At 73.5% G+C, this 13,334-nt stretch carries 13 protein-coding genes; 5 read left to right on the top strand and 8 right to left on the bottom strand.

Annotation, left to right across the window (positions count from 1 at the left end; genetic code table 11):
* Positions 1-167 precede the first annotated feature (167 nt).
* Positions 168-809, bottom strand: coding sequence for a response regulator (locus tag CP980_RS18520; protein WP_132757792.1), 642 nt, complete (start codon positions 807-809; stop codon positions 168-170).
* Positions 806-2,035 (bottom strand): sensor histidine kinase, encoded by a 1,230-nt coding sequence (locus CP980_RS18525; protein ID WP_373312960.1) that lies wholly within the window; start codon positions 2,033-2,035, stop codon positions 806-808. Before CP980_RS18525 ends, CP980_RS18520 begins: the two co-directional genes overlap by 4 nt.
* 243 nt (positions 2,036-2,278) lie before the next feature.
* Between CP980_RS18525 and CP980_RS18530 the strand changes: the two genes are divergently transcribed.
* Positions 2,279-2,845 (top strand): GlcG/HbpS family heme-binding protein, encoded by a 567-nt coding sequence (locus CP980_RS18530; RefSeq protein ID WP_132757791.1) that lies wholly within the window; start codon positions 2,279-2,281, stop codon positions 2,843-2,845.
* Positions 2,846-2,887: 42 nt separating this feature from the next.
* Complete coding sequence (locus CP980_RS18535) at positions 2,888-4,312, top strand: M1 family metallopeptidase (protein WP_132757789.1); 1,425 nt, start codon at positions 2,888-2,890, stop codon at positions 4,310-4,312.
* A gap of 52 nt (positions 4,313-4,364) precedes the next feature.
* Here CP980_RS18535 and CP980_RS18540 read toward each other — a convergent pair whose 3' ends face one another.
* Positions 4,365-4,880, bottom strand: coding sequence for a GNAT family N-acetyltransferase (locus CP980_RS18540; protein WP_150528637.1), 516 nt, complete (start codon positions 4,878-4,880; stop codon positions 4,365-4,367).
* An 85-nt stretch (positions 4,881-4,965) separates the two neighbouring features.
* Positions 4,966-5,541, bottom strand: coding sequence for a TerD family protein (locus CP980_RS18545; protein ID WP_099891199.1), 576 nt, complete (start codon positions 5,539-5,541; stop codon positions 4,966-4,968).
* A gap of 170 nt (positions 5,542-5,711) precedes the next feature.
* Here CP980_RS18545 and arfB point away from each other — a divergent pair, with 170 nt between their 5' ends.
* A complete protein-coding gene (gene arfB, locus CP980_RS18550; protein WP_189999036.1) occupies positions 5,712-6,137 on the top strand; it encodes an alternative ribosome rescue aminoacyl-tRNA hydrolase ArfB in 426 nt (141 codons plus the stop codon).
* A 79-nt stretch (positions 6,138-6,216) separates the two neighbouring features.
* Here arfB and CP980_RS18555 read toward each other — a convergent pair whose 3' ends face one another.
* The gene (locus CP980_RS18555; protein WP_229907309.1) at positions 6,217-6,786 is read right to left on the bottom strand and encodes a flavin reductase family protein; all 570 of its coding nucleotides are present in this window, start codon (positions 6,784-6,786) and stop codon (positions 6,217-6,219) included.
* Between the two features lie 303 nt (positions 6,787-7,089).
* Here CP980_RS18555 and cdgB point away from each other — a divergent pair, with 303 nt between their 5' ends.
* Both cdgB and CP980_RS18565 read left to right on the top strand, forming a co-directional pair.
* A complete protein-coding gene (cdgB, locus tag CP980_RS18560; protein ID WP_132757784.1) occupies positions 7,090-8,847 on the top strand; it encodes a diguanylate cyclase CdgB in 1,758 nt (585 codons plus the stop codon).
* Between the two features lie 68 nt (positions 8,848-8,915).
* Positions 8,916-9,947: a CBM35 domain-containing protein gene (locus tag CP980_RS18565; protein ID WP_132757783.1), complete on the top strand. Its 1,032-nt coding sequence runs from the start codon at positions 8,916-8,918 to the stop codon at positions 9,945-9,947.
* A 101-nt stretch (positions 9,948-10,048) separates the two neighbouring features.
* Here CP980_RS18565 and CP980_RS18570 read toward each other — a convergent pair whose 3' ends face one another.
* The 3 genes from CP980_RS18570 to CP980_RS18580 form a co-directional block, all read right to left on the bottom strand.
* The gene (locus CP980_RS18570) at positions 10,049-10,969 is read right to left on the bottom strand and encodes a 1-phosphofructokinase family hexose kinase (RefSeq protein WP_132757781.1); all 921 of its coding nucleotides are present in this window, start codon (positions 10,967-10,969) and stop codon (positions 10,049-10,051) included.
* Between the two features lie 117 nt (positions 10,970-11,086).
* Positions 11,087-12,238 carry an N-acetylglucosamine-6-phosphate deacetylase gene (nagA, locus tag CP980_RS18575; RefSeq protein ID WP_132757780.1) on the bottom strand — a complete coding sequence of 384 codons (1,152 nt, stop codon included), beginning with the start codon at positions 12,236-12,238 and terminating at the stop codon, positions 11,087-11,089.
* Positions 12,238-13,170, bottom strand: a complete 933-nt coding sequence (locus tag CP980_RS18580) for an ROK family protein (protein WP_132757989.1) — start codon at positions 13,168-13,170, stop codon at positions 12,238-12,240. The genes nagA and CP980_RS18580 overlap by 1 nt, the downstream gene beginning before the upstream one ends.
* Between the last annotated feature and the right edge of the window lie 164 nt (positions 13,171-13,334).

Consider the following 13,334-nt stretch of genomic DNA (forward strand, 5'->3'; position numbering starts at 1 on the left):
TCCCGGAACGTTGTCCGAACACGCCCCGGCGGGTGTCCGGATCCCGCCGGACGCCGGACGCGAAGCCGGACGCCGGACGCGAAGCCGGACGGCGTACGCCCGACCTCGTGGACCCCGCCGGACGCGACGGCAGACGGCCGGACCTCGTGGACCCCGCCCGACGCGGCCTACGACAGCAGGCGCTGCTCCTTGGCCACCGCGACCGCCCCCGCGCGGGTGTCCACGCCGAGCTTGTCGTAGATGCGGCCCAGGTGGGTCTTGACCGTGGCCTCGCTGATGAACAGGGCCCGGGCGATGTCGCGGTTGCCCAGACCGCGCGCCAGCTGGCCCAGGATGTCCCGTTCGCGGTCGGTCAGCGTCGGGCGCGAGCCCCGCATGTGGGCCATCACGCGGCTCGCCACCGGCGGGGAGAGCGTGGTGCGGCCCGCCGCCGCCGAGTGGATCGCGGCGAACAGCTCCTCCGGGCGCTCCGCCTTCAGCAGGTAGCCCGTGGCGCCCGCCGCGATGGCCCGGGTGACGTCCGCGTCCGTGTCGTACGTCGTCAGGACCAGTACGTGCGGCGGGCCGGTCACCGCCGTGATGCGGCGCGTCGCCTCCACCCCGTCGATGCCCTCGCCCAGCTGGAGGTCCATCAGCACCACGTCCGGCCGCAGCTTCGCCGCCAGGGCCACGGCCTCCTCGCCGCTGCCGGCCTCGCCCAGCACCTCGATGTCGGGCGCGCTGCCCAGCAGCGCCAGCAGCCCGGCGCGCACCACCGCGTGGTCGTCGCAGAGCAGGATCGTCGTCGTCGGGCCGGTTCCGGTCGTCATACGGGGGGCTCCAGGGGGATGGCCGCGGAGAGGACCGTGCCCTCGCCGGGGGTGGATTCGAGGGTCAGGGTGCCGCCGAGCTGGCGGACGCGGGCGCGCATCGCCGGGAGGCCGTGCCCGCGGTCCCCGGCCGCCTCCCGGGGCTCGGTGAAGCCCTCGCCGTCGTCGGCGACGTCCAGGACCACCTGGTCGCCCAGGAAGCTCAGGGTCAGGGCCGCGGTCCGGGCGTGCGCGTGCTCCCGTACGTTGGCCAGCGCGCCCTGCGCGATCCGCAGCAGCGCCGACTGGACGCGGTCCGGGAGCGGGGCCGGCGAGCCCTCCAGGTGGAAGCGGACCTCGATGTCCGGGCCCGCGTCGAGAGCGAGCAGCGCGTCGGCGAGCCCGCCGCCCCCTTCGAGCTCCGGCGGGGCCAGGTCGTGGACGAGGCGCCGCGCCTCCGCCAGCCCGCGCGCCGCGATGCCGGTGGCGGTACGGACGTGCGCTCGGGCGGTGGCAGGGTCGCTGTCCCAGGTGCGGTCCGCGGCCTGGAGCAGCATCTGCTGGCTGGACAGGTGCTGGGCGAGCGTGTCGTGGATCTCCATCGACAGCCGCTGCCGCTCGGCGAGGGTGCCCTCGCGCCGCTCGGTGGCGGCGAGTTCGCGCCGGGTGCGGATCAGGTCGTCGATCAGGGCGCGCTGGGACTTCGCCTGCCGCTCCATGTGGACGAAGACGGCGGTGGCCAGGGCCGCGATCGCGGGCGGGGCCAGCAGCAGGTTCGGGTCGAACTCGCGCGAGAGCTCGAGCTGGGCCGCCACCACGAACACCGTCAGCAGGGCCACGAGGACGATCGCCGCGCGCGGCGGCAGGGTGCGCAGGGCGGTGAAGAAGAGGGGGACGGCGCACCAGGCGAAGCTGGGCGCGAGGACCACCAGTACCACCCAGACCGCCACCACCAGCCCGAGCCAGAGCAGCCGGCGCGCGGTGGGCGCGGCCCCGAGCGCGGGGCCGAGCACGTACAGCAGGGCCAGCGTGATGCTGAGGGCGATGATCCACGGGGTGCTGGGGGAGCCCGGGTGGCGCAGCAGGAAGCGGGCCACCGAGGCGCCGAGCAGCAGGAAGAACGCCGTGTGCATGACGGCCGCCAGGGCCCGCGTGTCCGCCTTCCCGGGCGCACCGGGCGCACCGGGCGCACCCGGCCCACCCGGAGCCTGGGGCGCCTGTGGCGGTACGCGGCTCACGTGGCTCACTGCGTGCTCCCGGGTCGGTGTCTGGCTCCTCCATCGTGCCTGGTCGTACGCGATGGCGCCGACCAGCCAATCCGCATCCGTACCCGCTCCGCATCGACCGATCGGTTGACCCCCGGGTCAGCCGGAGCGGCAGCCGTCGCGAGCCGGTACGGGGAGGGGCCGGGGCCGGGTGCGGCCCCAGGCTTGGAGCAGCAGGAACGAGCCGACGTACGCAACCAGCCGACGCACCCAGGAGCAGCAGACATGAACACCCGCACCCGCGTTCTCACCGGTACCGCCCTCGCCGTCGCGCTCGGCGCCGGGACCTTCGGCGCCGTCAGCGCCAGCGCCGCGCAGTCCGAGACCGCGCCGGCCGCCGCTGCCGCCGCCACCGCGAAGAAGGACGGCGGGGTGGACGAGAAGGACTTCACCACCACGACCCACCTCACCGTCGACGCCGCCACCCGCGCCGCCCAGGCGGCGCTGGAGGCCGCGCAGAAGGAGAACCAGAAGGTGACGGTCGCGGTCGTGGACCGGAACGGCAACACCATCGTCACCCTGCGCGGCGACGGCGCGGGCCCGCAGTCCTACGAGTCGGCGCAGCGCAAGGCCTTCACCGCCGTGTCCTGGAACGCCCCGACCTCGGTGCTGGCGGGCCGCCTCGCCCAGACCCCGAACCTGAAGGACATCCCCGGCACCCTGTTCCTCGGCGGCGGCACCCCGGTGCAGGCCAAGGGCGCCCCGGTCGCCGGCATCGGCGTGGCCGGCGCCCCCAGCGGCGACCTGGACGAGAAGTACGCCAAGGCCGGCGCCGACTCCCTGGCGAAGTAATCACCCCGAAGTACGACATCGGGCCCGCATAGGATCGGGCGCGTGGACCACCGCCGCGCGCTCTCCCGCCTCACCTCGGCCGCCCCCGCAGCCGCCGCTGCCGCCCTGCTCGCCCTCACCACGGCGTGTACGGCCGGCACGGTGCAGGGGCGGCCGGGTGCGTCCGGGCTGCGCGACCCGTACTTCCCCAAGGCCGGCAACGGCGGCTACCAGATCGAGCACTACGGCCTGGACCTCGACTACGACCCCGCCGACGGGGAGTTGAACGCGACGGCCGTCATCACGGCCCGCGCCGGACAGGGGCTCAGCTCCTTCAACCTCGACCTCGCGGGCCTGGAGGTCGAGGGCGTGACCGTGCAGGGCGCGGGCGCCCGGTACAACCGGACCGGCCGGGAGCTGACGGTGCGTCCCGCGAAGGACCTGAAGAAGGGCGAGGTCTTTCGTACGGAGATCGACTACCGCGGCAAGCCGAAGCCCATCGCGGACGCGGACGGCTCCAAGGAGGGCTGGATCGCCACCGCCGACGGCGCCGTGGGGGTCGGCGAGCCGATCGGGTCGATGGCCTGGTTCCCCGGGAACCACCACCCCAGCGACAAGGCCACCTACGACATCAGCCTGACCGTGCCCAAGGGGTACGAGGCGGTTTCGAACGGCGAGCTGGCCTCCCGGAGCGACACCGGCGACGGCCGCACGGAGTTCGTCTGGCACAACCCGCAGCCGATGGCGAGCTACCTGGCCACCGCCGCGATCGGGAAGTTCAAGGTGACCACCGGCCGGACCCCCTCCGGGGTCGCCCTGTACGAGGCCGTCGCGCCCGCCGAGGCGGCCGCGAGCGCCCCGGCGCTGGCGAAGCTGCCGGAGATCGTGGAGTGGGGCGGGCGCCGGTTCGGCCCGTACCCCTTCGGGACCGCCGGGGCGATCGTGCTGCCGGCCGGTTCCCTCACGTACGCGCTGGAGACGCAGACCAAACCCGTCTTCTCCGGCGCGCCCGACGAGGACCTCGTCCTGCACGAGACGGCGCACCAGTGGTTCGGCGACTCGGTGTCGCCGAAGTCCTGGAAGGACATGTGGCTCAACGAGGGTTTCGCGACCTACGCCGAATGGCTGTGGTCCGAGGACCACGGCGGGACCACCGCCCAGCGGTACTTCGACGCCTACCTCAAGGGCGACACCTCCGTGGTCGAGGACGCGGACGCCGACTGGGCCGCCTTCCCGCCCGCCGACCCGCCCGGTGCCAAGGACATCTCCGAGACCCCGGTGTACGTCCGGGGCGCGATGGTCCTCCAGCGGATCCGGCAGGAGGTCGGCGACGAGAAGTTCTTCGCCCTGCTGCGCGGCTGGGCCACCGACCACAAGTACGGGAACGCGAGCACGGCCGATTTCACGGCGTACGCGGAGCGCTCGACGGGCCACGACCTGAAGAAGGTCTGGGACGTGTGGCTGTACGGGGAGGGCCGGCCGAAGTAGCCCGTACGGCCGCACCCGTACGCGGCTCGACCGCGCGTCCCGTACGCGTCCCCTACAGGGCCTTGCGCATCACGGTGCACTCGCGGCCGTGCTCGCGGTCCCGCGAGCTGCGCAGTGCGGAGTAGCCCTGCGCGTGCCAGAACGCCAGGCCGGCCGCGTTGGCGTCCAGTACGGCGAGCCGTACGCCGCTGCGTCCCGCGGCGCGGAAGCGGTCCTCGACGAGGCCGGCGACGGCGCTCCCGTACCCCTCGCGGTGGGCGGTGGCGTCGATGAGCAGCAGGCCGATCCAGGGGTCCGGGTCCCCCGAGGAGGGGCCCGGGTGGTGGGCGAGGGTGGCGGCCAGCCCGACCAGGCGGCCGCCGGAGCGGGCCAGGAGCACCTCGGCGCCGTCGTGGGCGAGTTCGTCGGCGAGGGCCGCCGCCACCTGTTCCACCGTGATGCGGCCCGGGTCGGGGAAGTCCCCGCTGAGCTCGAAGAAGGCGTGGTTGGTCGCGTAGAGCGCGGCGACCTCGGTGAGGACCGGGCCCGGCAGGGCGCCGTCCACGGGGGTGAGCGGTTGCAGGATCACCTGCCGAACCGTAGCGAAGCCCCCTCCCCGGACGGCCGGGAGGAGGGGGCTTCGCCACGGCGGGGCCCGCAGGGCGGGCTCAGCCTCAGACGTTGACGCCGAAGTCCTGGGCGATGCCGGTCAGGCCGGAGGCGTAACCCTGGCCGACCGCGCGGAACTTCCACTCGGCGCCGTTGCGGTAGAGCTCGCCGAAGACCATGGCGGTCTCGGTGGCCGCGTCCTCGGAGAGGTCGTAGCGGGCGATCTCGGCGCCGCCGGCCTGGTTCACGACGCGGATGTACGCGTTGCGGACCTGGCCGAAGTTCTGGCTGCGGGCGTCGGCGTCGTAGATGGAGACCGGGAAGACGATCTTGTCCACGTCGGGCGCGAGGGCGGCGAGGTTGACGTTGATGGACTCGTCGTCGCCGGAGCCCTCGCCGGTGCGGTTGTCACCGGTGTGGACGATGCTCTGGTCCGGGGTGGACTTGTTGTTGAAGAAGACGAAGTGACCGTCGGAGACGACCTTGCCCATCGGGTTGACCGCGATGGCGGAGGCGTCCAGGTCGAAGTCGACACCGGTCGTCGTACGGACGTCCCAGCCGAGGCCGACCGTGACGGCGCTGAGGCCGGGGGCCTCCTTCGTGAGCGAGACGTTGCCGCCCTTGGACAGGCTTACTGCCATTTTGACTGGTGTCCCTTCGTCTTCAGATGGCCGCGAGATCGTGGCCAAGGTACCGCTGCCCTTCATAACGCGGGGAGGGGGCCGCGAGGTTCCGCAGCCGGGGATACGGGAGGCAATACGCCGTGAAATACGGGTGACGGCGGCCCCGGCGGGGCGCGATCATAGGACGCATGCCTGGTCCCTATGTCATCCGCGGTTCGGTCGCGCTCCCCGAGGCGGAGCTCGCCTGGCGCTTCTCGCGGTCCTCCGGACCGGGCGGGCAGCACGTGAACACGTCCGACTCGCGCGTGGAGCTGCTCTTCGACGTGGCGGCGACCAAGGCGCTGCCGGAGGTGTGGAAGGAGCGGGCCCTGGAGCGGCTCGCCGGCCGGCTCGTGGACGGGGTGCTGACCGTACGGGCCTCGGAGCACCGGTCGCAGTTCCGCAACCGGGAGATGGCGCTGGTCCGGATGGCGTCCGTGCTCGCGGAGGCCACCGCCGCGCCGCCGAAGGCGCGCCGCGCGACGAAGATCCCCCGGGGGATCAACGAGCGGCGGCTGCGCGAGAAGAAGGCCCGCGCGCAGACGAAGCGCGGCCGCACCGGCCGCGACTGGTAGCGGTCCGCGACGGGCGGCGGCGCAGAGCTCCGGGCCCGTCGGGACGTCAGCCCCGCAGAGCTCCGGGCCCGTCGGGACGTCAGCCCGCCAGGTGGCGGTAGCGGCCGCGGAAGTACGTCAGCGGCGGGGAGTCGGGGGACGGGAGCGCGGCCGTCAGGACGCGGCCGACGACCAGCGTGTGGTCGCCCGCCTCGACGCGGTTCTCCGTACGGCATTCGAGGGTGGCCAGGGCGCCCGTCAGCAGCGGGGCCCCCGAGACCTCGCCGCGCCCGTAGGGCAGGTCCGCGAAGAGCAGCCGGTCGCTGATGCGGTTCTTCATCGAGAAGCGGCTCGCCACCTGGACCTGGTGGTCGGCGAGCACCGAGACCGCCCACAGCGGCTGCTCGGCCAGCAGGTCGTCCATGCGGGAGCCCTCGCGCAGGCTGACCAGCACCAGCGGCGGGTCCAGGGACACGGACATGAAGGCGGTCGCCGTCATGCCGACGTCCTCGCCGTCCGGGCCGGCCGGCGTCAGGGGCGGCTCGTGCGCGGTGATCAGGCACACGCCCGCCGCGAGTCGGGACATCGCGGCACGGAACTCGTCGTTGCTCACGCCCTCAGGATGAAGGGTGGCGGGGATCGGCAGGGGTACGGGGGTCGTCTTCGGCACGTTCGGAACGCTAGTCTCGCCCTCCCGCACCGCGCATCGGGCCGGAGCCCGAGCCGCGCCCCCGCCCCTCGCCCTAGGCCTCGGCGTATCGTTTGCTCCCGGGAATGTGGGGGAGCGCTCCCATGCGGTACGAGCCCCCTCGCCCACCTTTATTCATCTCATGTGACTTGAGTCACAGAGGGCAAGATTTGTTGACCCTGTGTACCTGCCGCACAGCTCACTGTGATTCAGTGGACGGGACACCGCAACGAAACGCCGATGACAAACCTGGAGTTGCTGTCGAGGTCTCGGGGAGAGCGAGCAATGGAGACCGAGTCGGAGCCGTACGTCCGTCTTGCGACCCTGCGGCAGCTCCATCAGGTGGTGGCCGAGCTCAACACGGCCAGGAGCCTGGCGGACACCCTGCAGACCGTCGTGGACGGCATCGTCGTGGGCCTCGGCTACGAACTCGCCTGTGTCAACCTCGTACGCCCTGACGGGGATCTCGTCGTCGCCGCCTTCGCCGGAGACCCCGCCGCCGAGGCGCTCATCACCGGCCGCGTCGGCTCCCGCGCCTCCTGGGAGCGCCGTCTGACGATGGGTGAGAGCTGGGACGGGCTCCGCTTCATCCCGCACACCGAGGGCTGGGTCCTCCTGGAGGACGACGTGCCCCAGTGGCACACGGACGGCCCCGATCCGCGCTTCGCGGACGAGTGGCATCCCGAGGACCGGCTCTACGCCCCCATGTATGCGTCCGGCGGGGAACTTCTGGGTGTCATTTCGGTGGACAGACCGCGCAACGGGCGCCGCCCCGGCGCGTGGGGGCGCGAAGCGCTCCAGATGTACGCCTTCCAAGCGGCGATTGCGATCAGCAACGCACGGCTGCGCGCGAACATGCAGCGGGCCCTGGTCCGGCTGGAGCGGGAACAGCAGGCGCTGCGCGCCAGCGAGGAGTCGTTCCGGCAGGCCTTCGAGTACGCGCCCAGCGGCATGGCGATCGCCGAGATGGGCGGGGACCAGCACGGCCGGCTGCTGCGGACCAACGACGCGCTGTGCCGGCTGCTGGGCCGGCCCGCTTCCGTACTGCGCCGGTACTCCTTCTCCGACCTCGTCCACCCGGAGGACATCGGGACCCTGCTGCGGACCTCCGCCGAGGGCGGCCGGGCCGAGCTGCGGCTCGGGCGGCGCGACGGCACGTACGTATGGGTCTCGCTGCGCAACTCCGTCGTCGCGGACGCCGCCGACGGGCCGCGGTTCCTCCTCACGCACGTCGAGGACATCGAGGAGCGCAAGCGCCACGAGCTCCAGCTCGCCCACCGGGCCAGCCACGACTCGCTGACGGGCCTGCCCAACAGCGCCGAGCTGCGCTCCCGGCTCGGCGCGCGGCTGTGCCGCCGGCCGCAGTCGGTCCGCGCGACCGCCGTGGAAGCGCTCGACGCGGCGTACGAGGGGCACGGGGCGCACGGCGGCAACGGGGCCCACGGCGCCCACGCCGGGCACGGGGCCTACCCGGGAGGCGCCGTCGAGGCGGGCGGCGCCGTCGGGGAACACGGCTTCCGGCCCGACGCCTACCCGGAACCCTTCGACTACACCGGCGCCCCGGTGGTGCCCGCGCCCGGAGCCCCGGGCCCGTACGACCACCACGTGCACGCGGTGGCGCCCGCGAGCGACGTCGATGACGGGACGAAGGGGCTCGCGGTCCTCTTCTGCGACCTCGACGGGTTCAAGTCGATCAACGACCGGTTCGGGCACCACACGGGTGACGCGGTCCTCATCGAGGTGGCCAGGCGGCTGACGACGGGCGTCAGGGACGGTGACACCGTCGCTCGGCTGGGTGGTGACGAATTCGTCGTCCTCGCGGACGGACTGGGCGCGGCCGACGCCGCGGACCTGGCCGTCCGGCTGCGCAACGCGATCATCCCGCCGATCCGGGTGGACGGCCGCGCGGTCCGCGTGGGCGCGAGTTTCGGCATCGGCTGGGCCAGCTGCGGCATGTCGGCGGATGAGGTGCTGCGCTCCGCCGACCAGCGCATGTACATCGAGAAAAGGTCCCGCTCCAAGGCGCACCGCCGGGCCGGCTGAGGCGATCGGCCGCCCGTGGGTGCACCTGTTCGGGGTAGGCTCCCGTGGGTCGAAAGGAGTGACCTGCGATGACGACGCCCGCGAACCACGGCCCGAACAGTGGGGCGAACAAGCCCGAGGACGACGATCCGTTCGGCTATCTCTACGCGGACGGCCAGGCCGCCGGAGCCACCCCGCCCGCCTCGGGCGGTGGATACGGCTACCCCGGCCCGGGGGTCGGCGGGCAGCCCGGCGTGCAGCCCGGTGTCCCCCGTACCTCGTACAACCAGGTGCGCACGGTCGGTGAGCGGACGTACGGCGGCCAGCGCGGCGCCCAGGTCCCGCCACAGCCGCAGCCGGGTTACCAGGCCCAGTACCAGTCTCCGGAAGCCCTCCAGGCCGGCGGCTACGGGGTTCCGCCGCAGCAGGGACAGGCCACGTCGACGATCCCCGCGCCGGGCGGCCACGGCGGCCGCGGCCAAGGCGGCGGTTCCAGCCGCAAGGGCATGCTCATCGCGGCGGTCGCGGTGGTCGCCGCGGTCGCGATCGGCATCGGTGCGGCCGTGGCCTTCGGCGACAAGGGCGACGACAAGAAGGACAAGGGCAACACGGCGGGCGGGCAGCAGTCCGCGCAGCCGCAGAACTCCTCGTCGGCCGGGCCGAGCCCCTCTCAGTCCTCGGAGGCCCCGCTGCCCAAGGCGGACGCCTCGGGCGCGGGCATGTCCCTCACGGGCGGCGCGCACCTGGAGGGCACGGTCCCGGGCGCCAAGAGCGCGGGCGGCCAGTACGTGACGGGCTTCAACGCGCCCGGTGCGGCGCTGACCTGGACCGTGGACGTCCCGGCGGCCGGGGACTACACGCTCTTCGTGAACTACGGGGTGCCCGGCAAGGACGCGAAGGCGACCCTCACGGTCAACGGGCAGAGCCCGACGCAGTCGCTGAACCTGTCGAACTTCGCCAAGGCCGGGGCCGGTGCCTGGGACAAGGGGTGGACCCGCACGTTCGCGTGGATCACCCTGAAGAAGGGCACCAACACGATGAAGATCTCGTGCGAGTCCGGTGACCAGTGCGACGCGGTCTTCGACCAGCTCGACCTGGGCCGGGGCCACGTCAAGCGCTGACCTCCCGCCACGGCTTCGAAACGGGTCCGGCCCCACCGCGCACGCGGTGGGGCCGGACCCGTCATGTGCCGATCCGGTACCGATGTCCCCTGGCGGGGGCGTCAGTTGCCGGCGGTGATCGTGATGGTGTGGCGTAGTTCCTCGTAGGTGCCGGGGTCGAAATCGCCCGCCGTGGGGGCGTGCACCGTGGCCGCCGAGAGGGCCACGGCCCGGGTCAGGCGGGCGGGCCAGTCCAGGCCCTCCGTGAGGGCCGACAGCAGGCCCGCCACGGCGGAGTCGCCCGCTCCGGTCGGGTTGCCCGTCAGGGCGCGCGGTGGGGCCGCCCGCCAGGTGCCCTCGGGGGTGGCCGCCAGCAGCCCGCCCGGGCCGAGCGAGGTCACCACGGCGTGCGCGCCGCGGCGGCGGGCGTCGCGGGTGGCCTGGAGGGGCTCGCGGGAGCCGGTCAGCTCGGCGAGCTCGGCTGCGTTCGGCTTGATCATCTCGGGCCGGGCGGCGACCCCGCGGCGCAGGGCCTCGCCGCTGGTGTCCAGGAGCACCGGCACCCCCGCCGCGCGGGCCGCCCGTACGAGCACCGCGTACGCGCCCACCGGGACGCCCGGCGGGAGGCTGCCGCACAGGGCCACCGCGGCGGCCCCGGCCAGCAGCTCCTCGTAGCGGCCGAGGAAGGCGGCCCATTCCGCGGAACCGATCAGCGGGCCCGGCTCGTTGAACTGCGTGGTGTCGCCCGAGGCCTCGTCGACCACGGCCAGGGTGCGCCGGGTGGTGCCCGCGCAGGGGACCAGAGCGTCCGTCAGCCGGTCGGTGCCGGCGAGCAGTTCGCGTACGACGGCGCCCGTGCGCCCGCCCGTGAAGCCGGTCGCGGTGACCTCGTGCCCGAGCGCGGCCAGTACCCGGGCGACGTTGAGGCCCTTGCCGCCCGGCCGCTCGCTCACGGCGGTGACCCGGTGCGAGGTGTGCGGAATCAGCTTCGGTACGTGGTGGGTGACGTCGAGTGCGGTGTTGAGCGTCACGGTGAGGATCATGGCAGGCCCCGGTCTCGGTGTGTGCCGGGATCATGCCAAACAGGAGTGCGGGCGGCCCAGTCCCGCGGGCCGTCCGCTCCCCTGCGTACCTGCTCGGACCAGCGGCCGCGGCCGCCCTCAGGCCAGCGGGTCCACGATCCACTCGCCGCGCCGCATGACGCCCTTGACGTCGAACTCGGCGTCCAGGACGACGAGGTCGGCGTACTTGCCCGGCTCCAGCGAGCCGACCTCGTCGTACAGGCCGATCAGCTTGGCGGGATTGGCCGAGATCGCCTGCACCACCGACTCCACGGGCAGCTTGTCCAGGGTCACCGACCGCTTGAACGCGGTGTCCAGGGTCAGCGTCGAGCCGGCGATCGAACCGCCCTCGACGAGGCGGGCCACGCCCTCCTTGACCTCGACCTCCAGCGGCCCCAGGTGGTAGATCCCGTCGCCGAAGCCGGCCGCGTCCATCGCGTCGGTGATCAGCGCCACCCGGTGCGCGCCCGCGTGGTGGAAGGCCAGCTCCAGCATCGCGGGGTGCAGGTGGGTGCCGTCGTTGATCAGCTCGACGGTGACCCGCTCGTCCTCCAGCAGGGCGGCGATCGGGCCGGGTGCGCGGTGCTCCATTCCGGGCATCGCGTTGTACAGGTGCGTGGCGACGGTGGCGCCCGCGTCGATGGCCTGGCGGGTCTGCTCGTAGGTGGAGTCGGTGTGGCCGATCGCGGCGATGACCCCGTGCTCGGCCAGCAGCCGTACGGAGTCCAGCCCGCCCGGGAGCTCGGTGGCGAGGGTGAACATGCGGGCGGCGCCGTGCGCGGCGTCGATCAGCTTGCGGACCTCGGCCGGGTCGGGGTCGCGGAGCAGGTCCTCCTTGTGGGCGCCCTTGCGGCAGGGGTTGATGAACGGCCCCTCGAAGTGGACGCCGGCGATCTCGCCCTGCTGGGTCAGCTCGGCCAGCAGTCCGGCGCGGCGGGCCAGTTCGTCCAGGTCGCCGGTGACGGTGGAGGCGACGAGCGTGGTGGTGCCGTGCTCGCGGTGCGTCCGTACGCCCTTGAGGACCTCCTCGGCGGTGCCGGAGGTGAAGGAGGCGCCGCCGCCGCCGTGGTTGTGCATGTCCACGAAGCCGGGGACGAGCCAGTGCCCGGACAGGTCGACGGTGCGCGCGCCCTCGCCGGCGCTGCCGGCGATGCGCTCGCCGTCGACGATGACGCGGCCGCCCGCCACGGTCCCGGTGGGCAGGACCACCCTGGCGCCGGAGAGAACGGTGCTGTGTGCGCTTCCGGACATCAGGCAGGTACCTCCGTGGCGAGTAGGTCCCAGGCGAGCAGCCCTGCGCCCAGGCATCCGGCGGTGTCCCCGAGGGCCGCCGGCACGATGTCGGGCAGCCGCTGGAACGTCACGCGCTCCTCGACGGCCGTCCGCAGTGGTGTGAACAAGGTTTCCCCCGCCTCGGCGAGCCCGCCACCGATGATCAGCGTGCGCGGGTCCAGCAGGGTGATCGCCGTGACCAGGCCGTCGGCGAGGGCGCCGACCGCGGCCAGCCACACCTCGTGGGCGCGGGCGTCGCCGGACTCCACGGCCTTGGCGCAGTCGGCGGCGTCCGCGGCCGGGTCGCCGGAGGCGGCCGCCCAGGCGCGGCTGACGGCGGACGCGGAGGCGAGGGTCTCCAGGCAGCCGTACTGGCCGCAGCCGCAGGCGGGTCCGCCGGGGCGGACCACGATGTGCCCGATCTCGCCCGCGTAGCCGTGGGCGCCCGCCTCGATGCGGCCGGCGATGCCGATGGCGCCGGCGATGCCGGTGCCGAGGGGGACGAACAGGAAGCGGTCGGCGCCCCGGCCGGCGCCGATGCGGCCCTCGGCGAGTCCGCCCGTGCGGACGTCGTGGCCCAGGGCGACCGGGATGCCGCCGAGCCGGCCGCTGAGCAGCTCGCGCATGGGTACGTCGCGCCAGCCCAGGTTCGCCGCGTACACGGCGATCCCGTTCTCGGCGTCGACGATGCCGGGGACGGCGACGCCGGCCGCGGCGGCGGGCGCGGCGAAGCGCTCGCGGCCGAGGGCGGACAGCTCGGCGGCGAACTCCAGGATCGTCTCGACGACGGCGTCGGGGCCCCGGTCGCGGCCGGTGGCGCGGCGCGCTTCGTGCAGCAGGGTGCCGTCGTCGGCGATGAGGGCGGCCTTCATCCCGGTGCCGCCCACATCGAGGGCGATGACGTGTTTCACGGGTTTCACAGGTGACAGTCTCGCGTGCTCGGCGGGGAAAGGTCTAGTCCATTGGAGGGGATTGTTGAGCGGCCATACAAAATCGAACGCCTTGGTCGGGCGACGAACCGCACACCGTGCGTTCCGGATGTGGACGAGCCGCCAAAGTGGTGTAGACCTTACGT

Origin of the sequence: Streptomyces vinaceus, from assembly GCF_008704935.1 — a bacterium.
In the GTDB taxonomy this organism is placed as follows: Bacteria; Actinomycetota; Actinomycetes; order Streptomycetales; family Streptomycetaceae; genus Streptomyces; species Streptomyces vinaceus.

What these genes read in the sequence shown, in the direction of transcription:
- nagA (WP_132757780.1), bottom strand. Translation starts at nt 12,238, where the DNA reads ATGTCCGGAAGCGCACACAGCACCGTTCTCTCCGGCGCCAGGGTGGTC.
- CP980_RS18545 (WP_099891199.1), bottom strand. Translation starts at nt 5,541, where the DNA reads ATGGCAGTAAGCCTGTCCAAGGGCGGCAACGTCTCGCTCACGAAGGAG.
- arfB (WP_189999036.1), top strand. Translation starts at nt 5,712, where the DNA reads ATGCCTGGTCCCTATGTCATCCGCGGTTCGGTCGCGCTCCCCGAGGCG.
- cdgB (WP_132757784.1), top strand. Translation starts at nt 7,090, where the DNA reads ATGGAGACCGAGTCGGAGCCGTACGTCCGTCTTGCGACCCTGCGGCAG.
- CP980_RS18565 (WP_132757783.1), top strand. Translation starts at nt 8,916, where the DNA reads ATGACGACGCCCGCGAACCACGGCCCGAACAGTGGGGCGAACAAGCCC.
- CP980_RS18530 (WP_132757791.1), top strand. Translation starts at nt 2,279, where the DNA reads ATGAACACCCGCACCCGCGTTCTCACCGGTACCGCCCTCGCCGTCGCG.
- CP980_RS18520 (WP_132757792.1), bottom strand. Translation starts at nt 809, where the DNA reads ATGACGACCGGAACCGGCCCGACGACGACGATCCTGCTCTGCGACGAC.
- CP980_RS18570 (WP_132757781.1), bottom strand. Translation starts at nt 10,969, where the DNA reads ATGATCCTCACCGTGACGCTCAACACCGCACTCGACGTCACCCACCAC.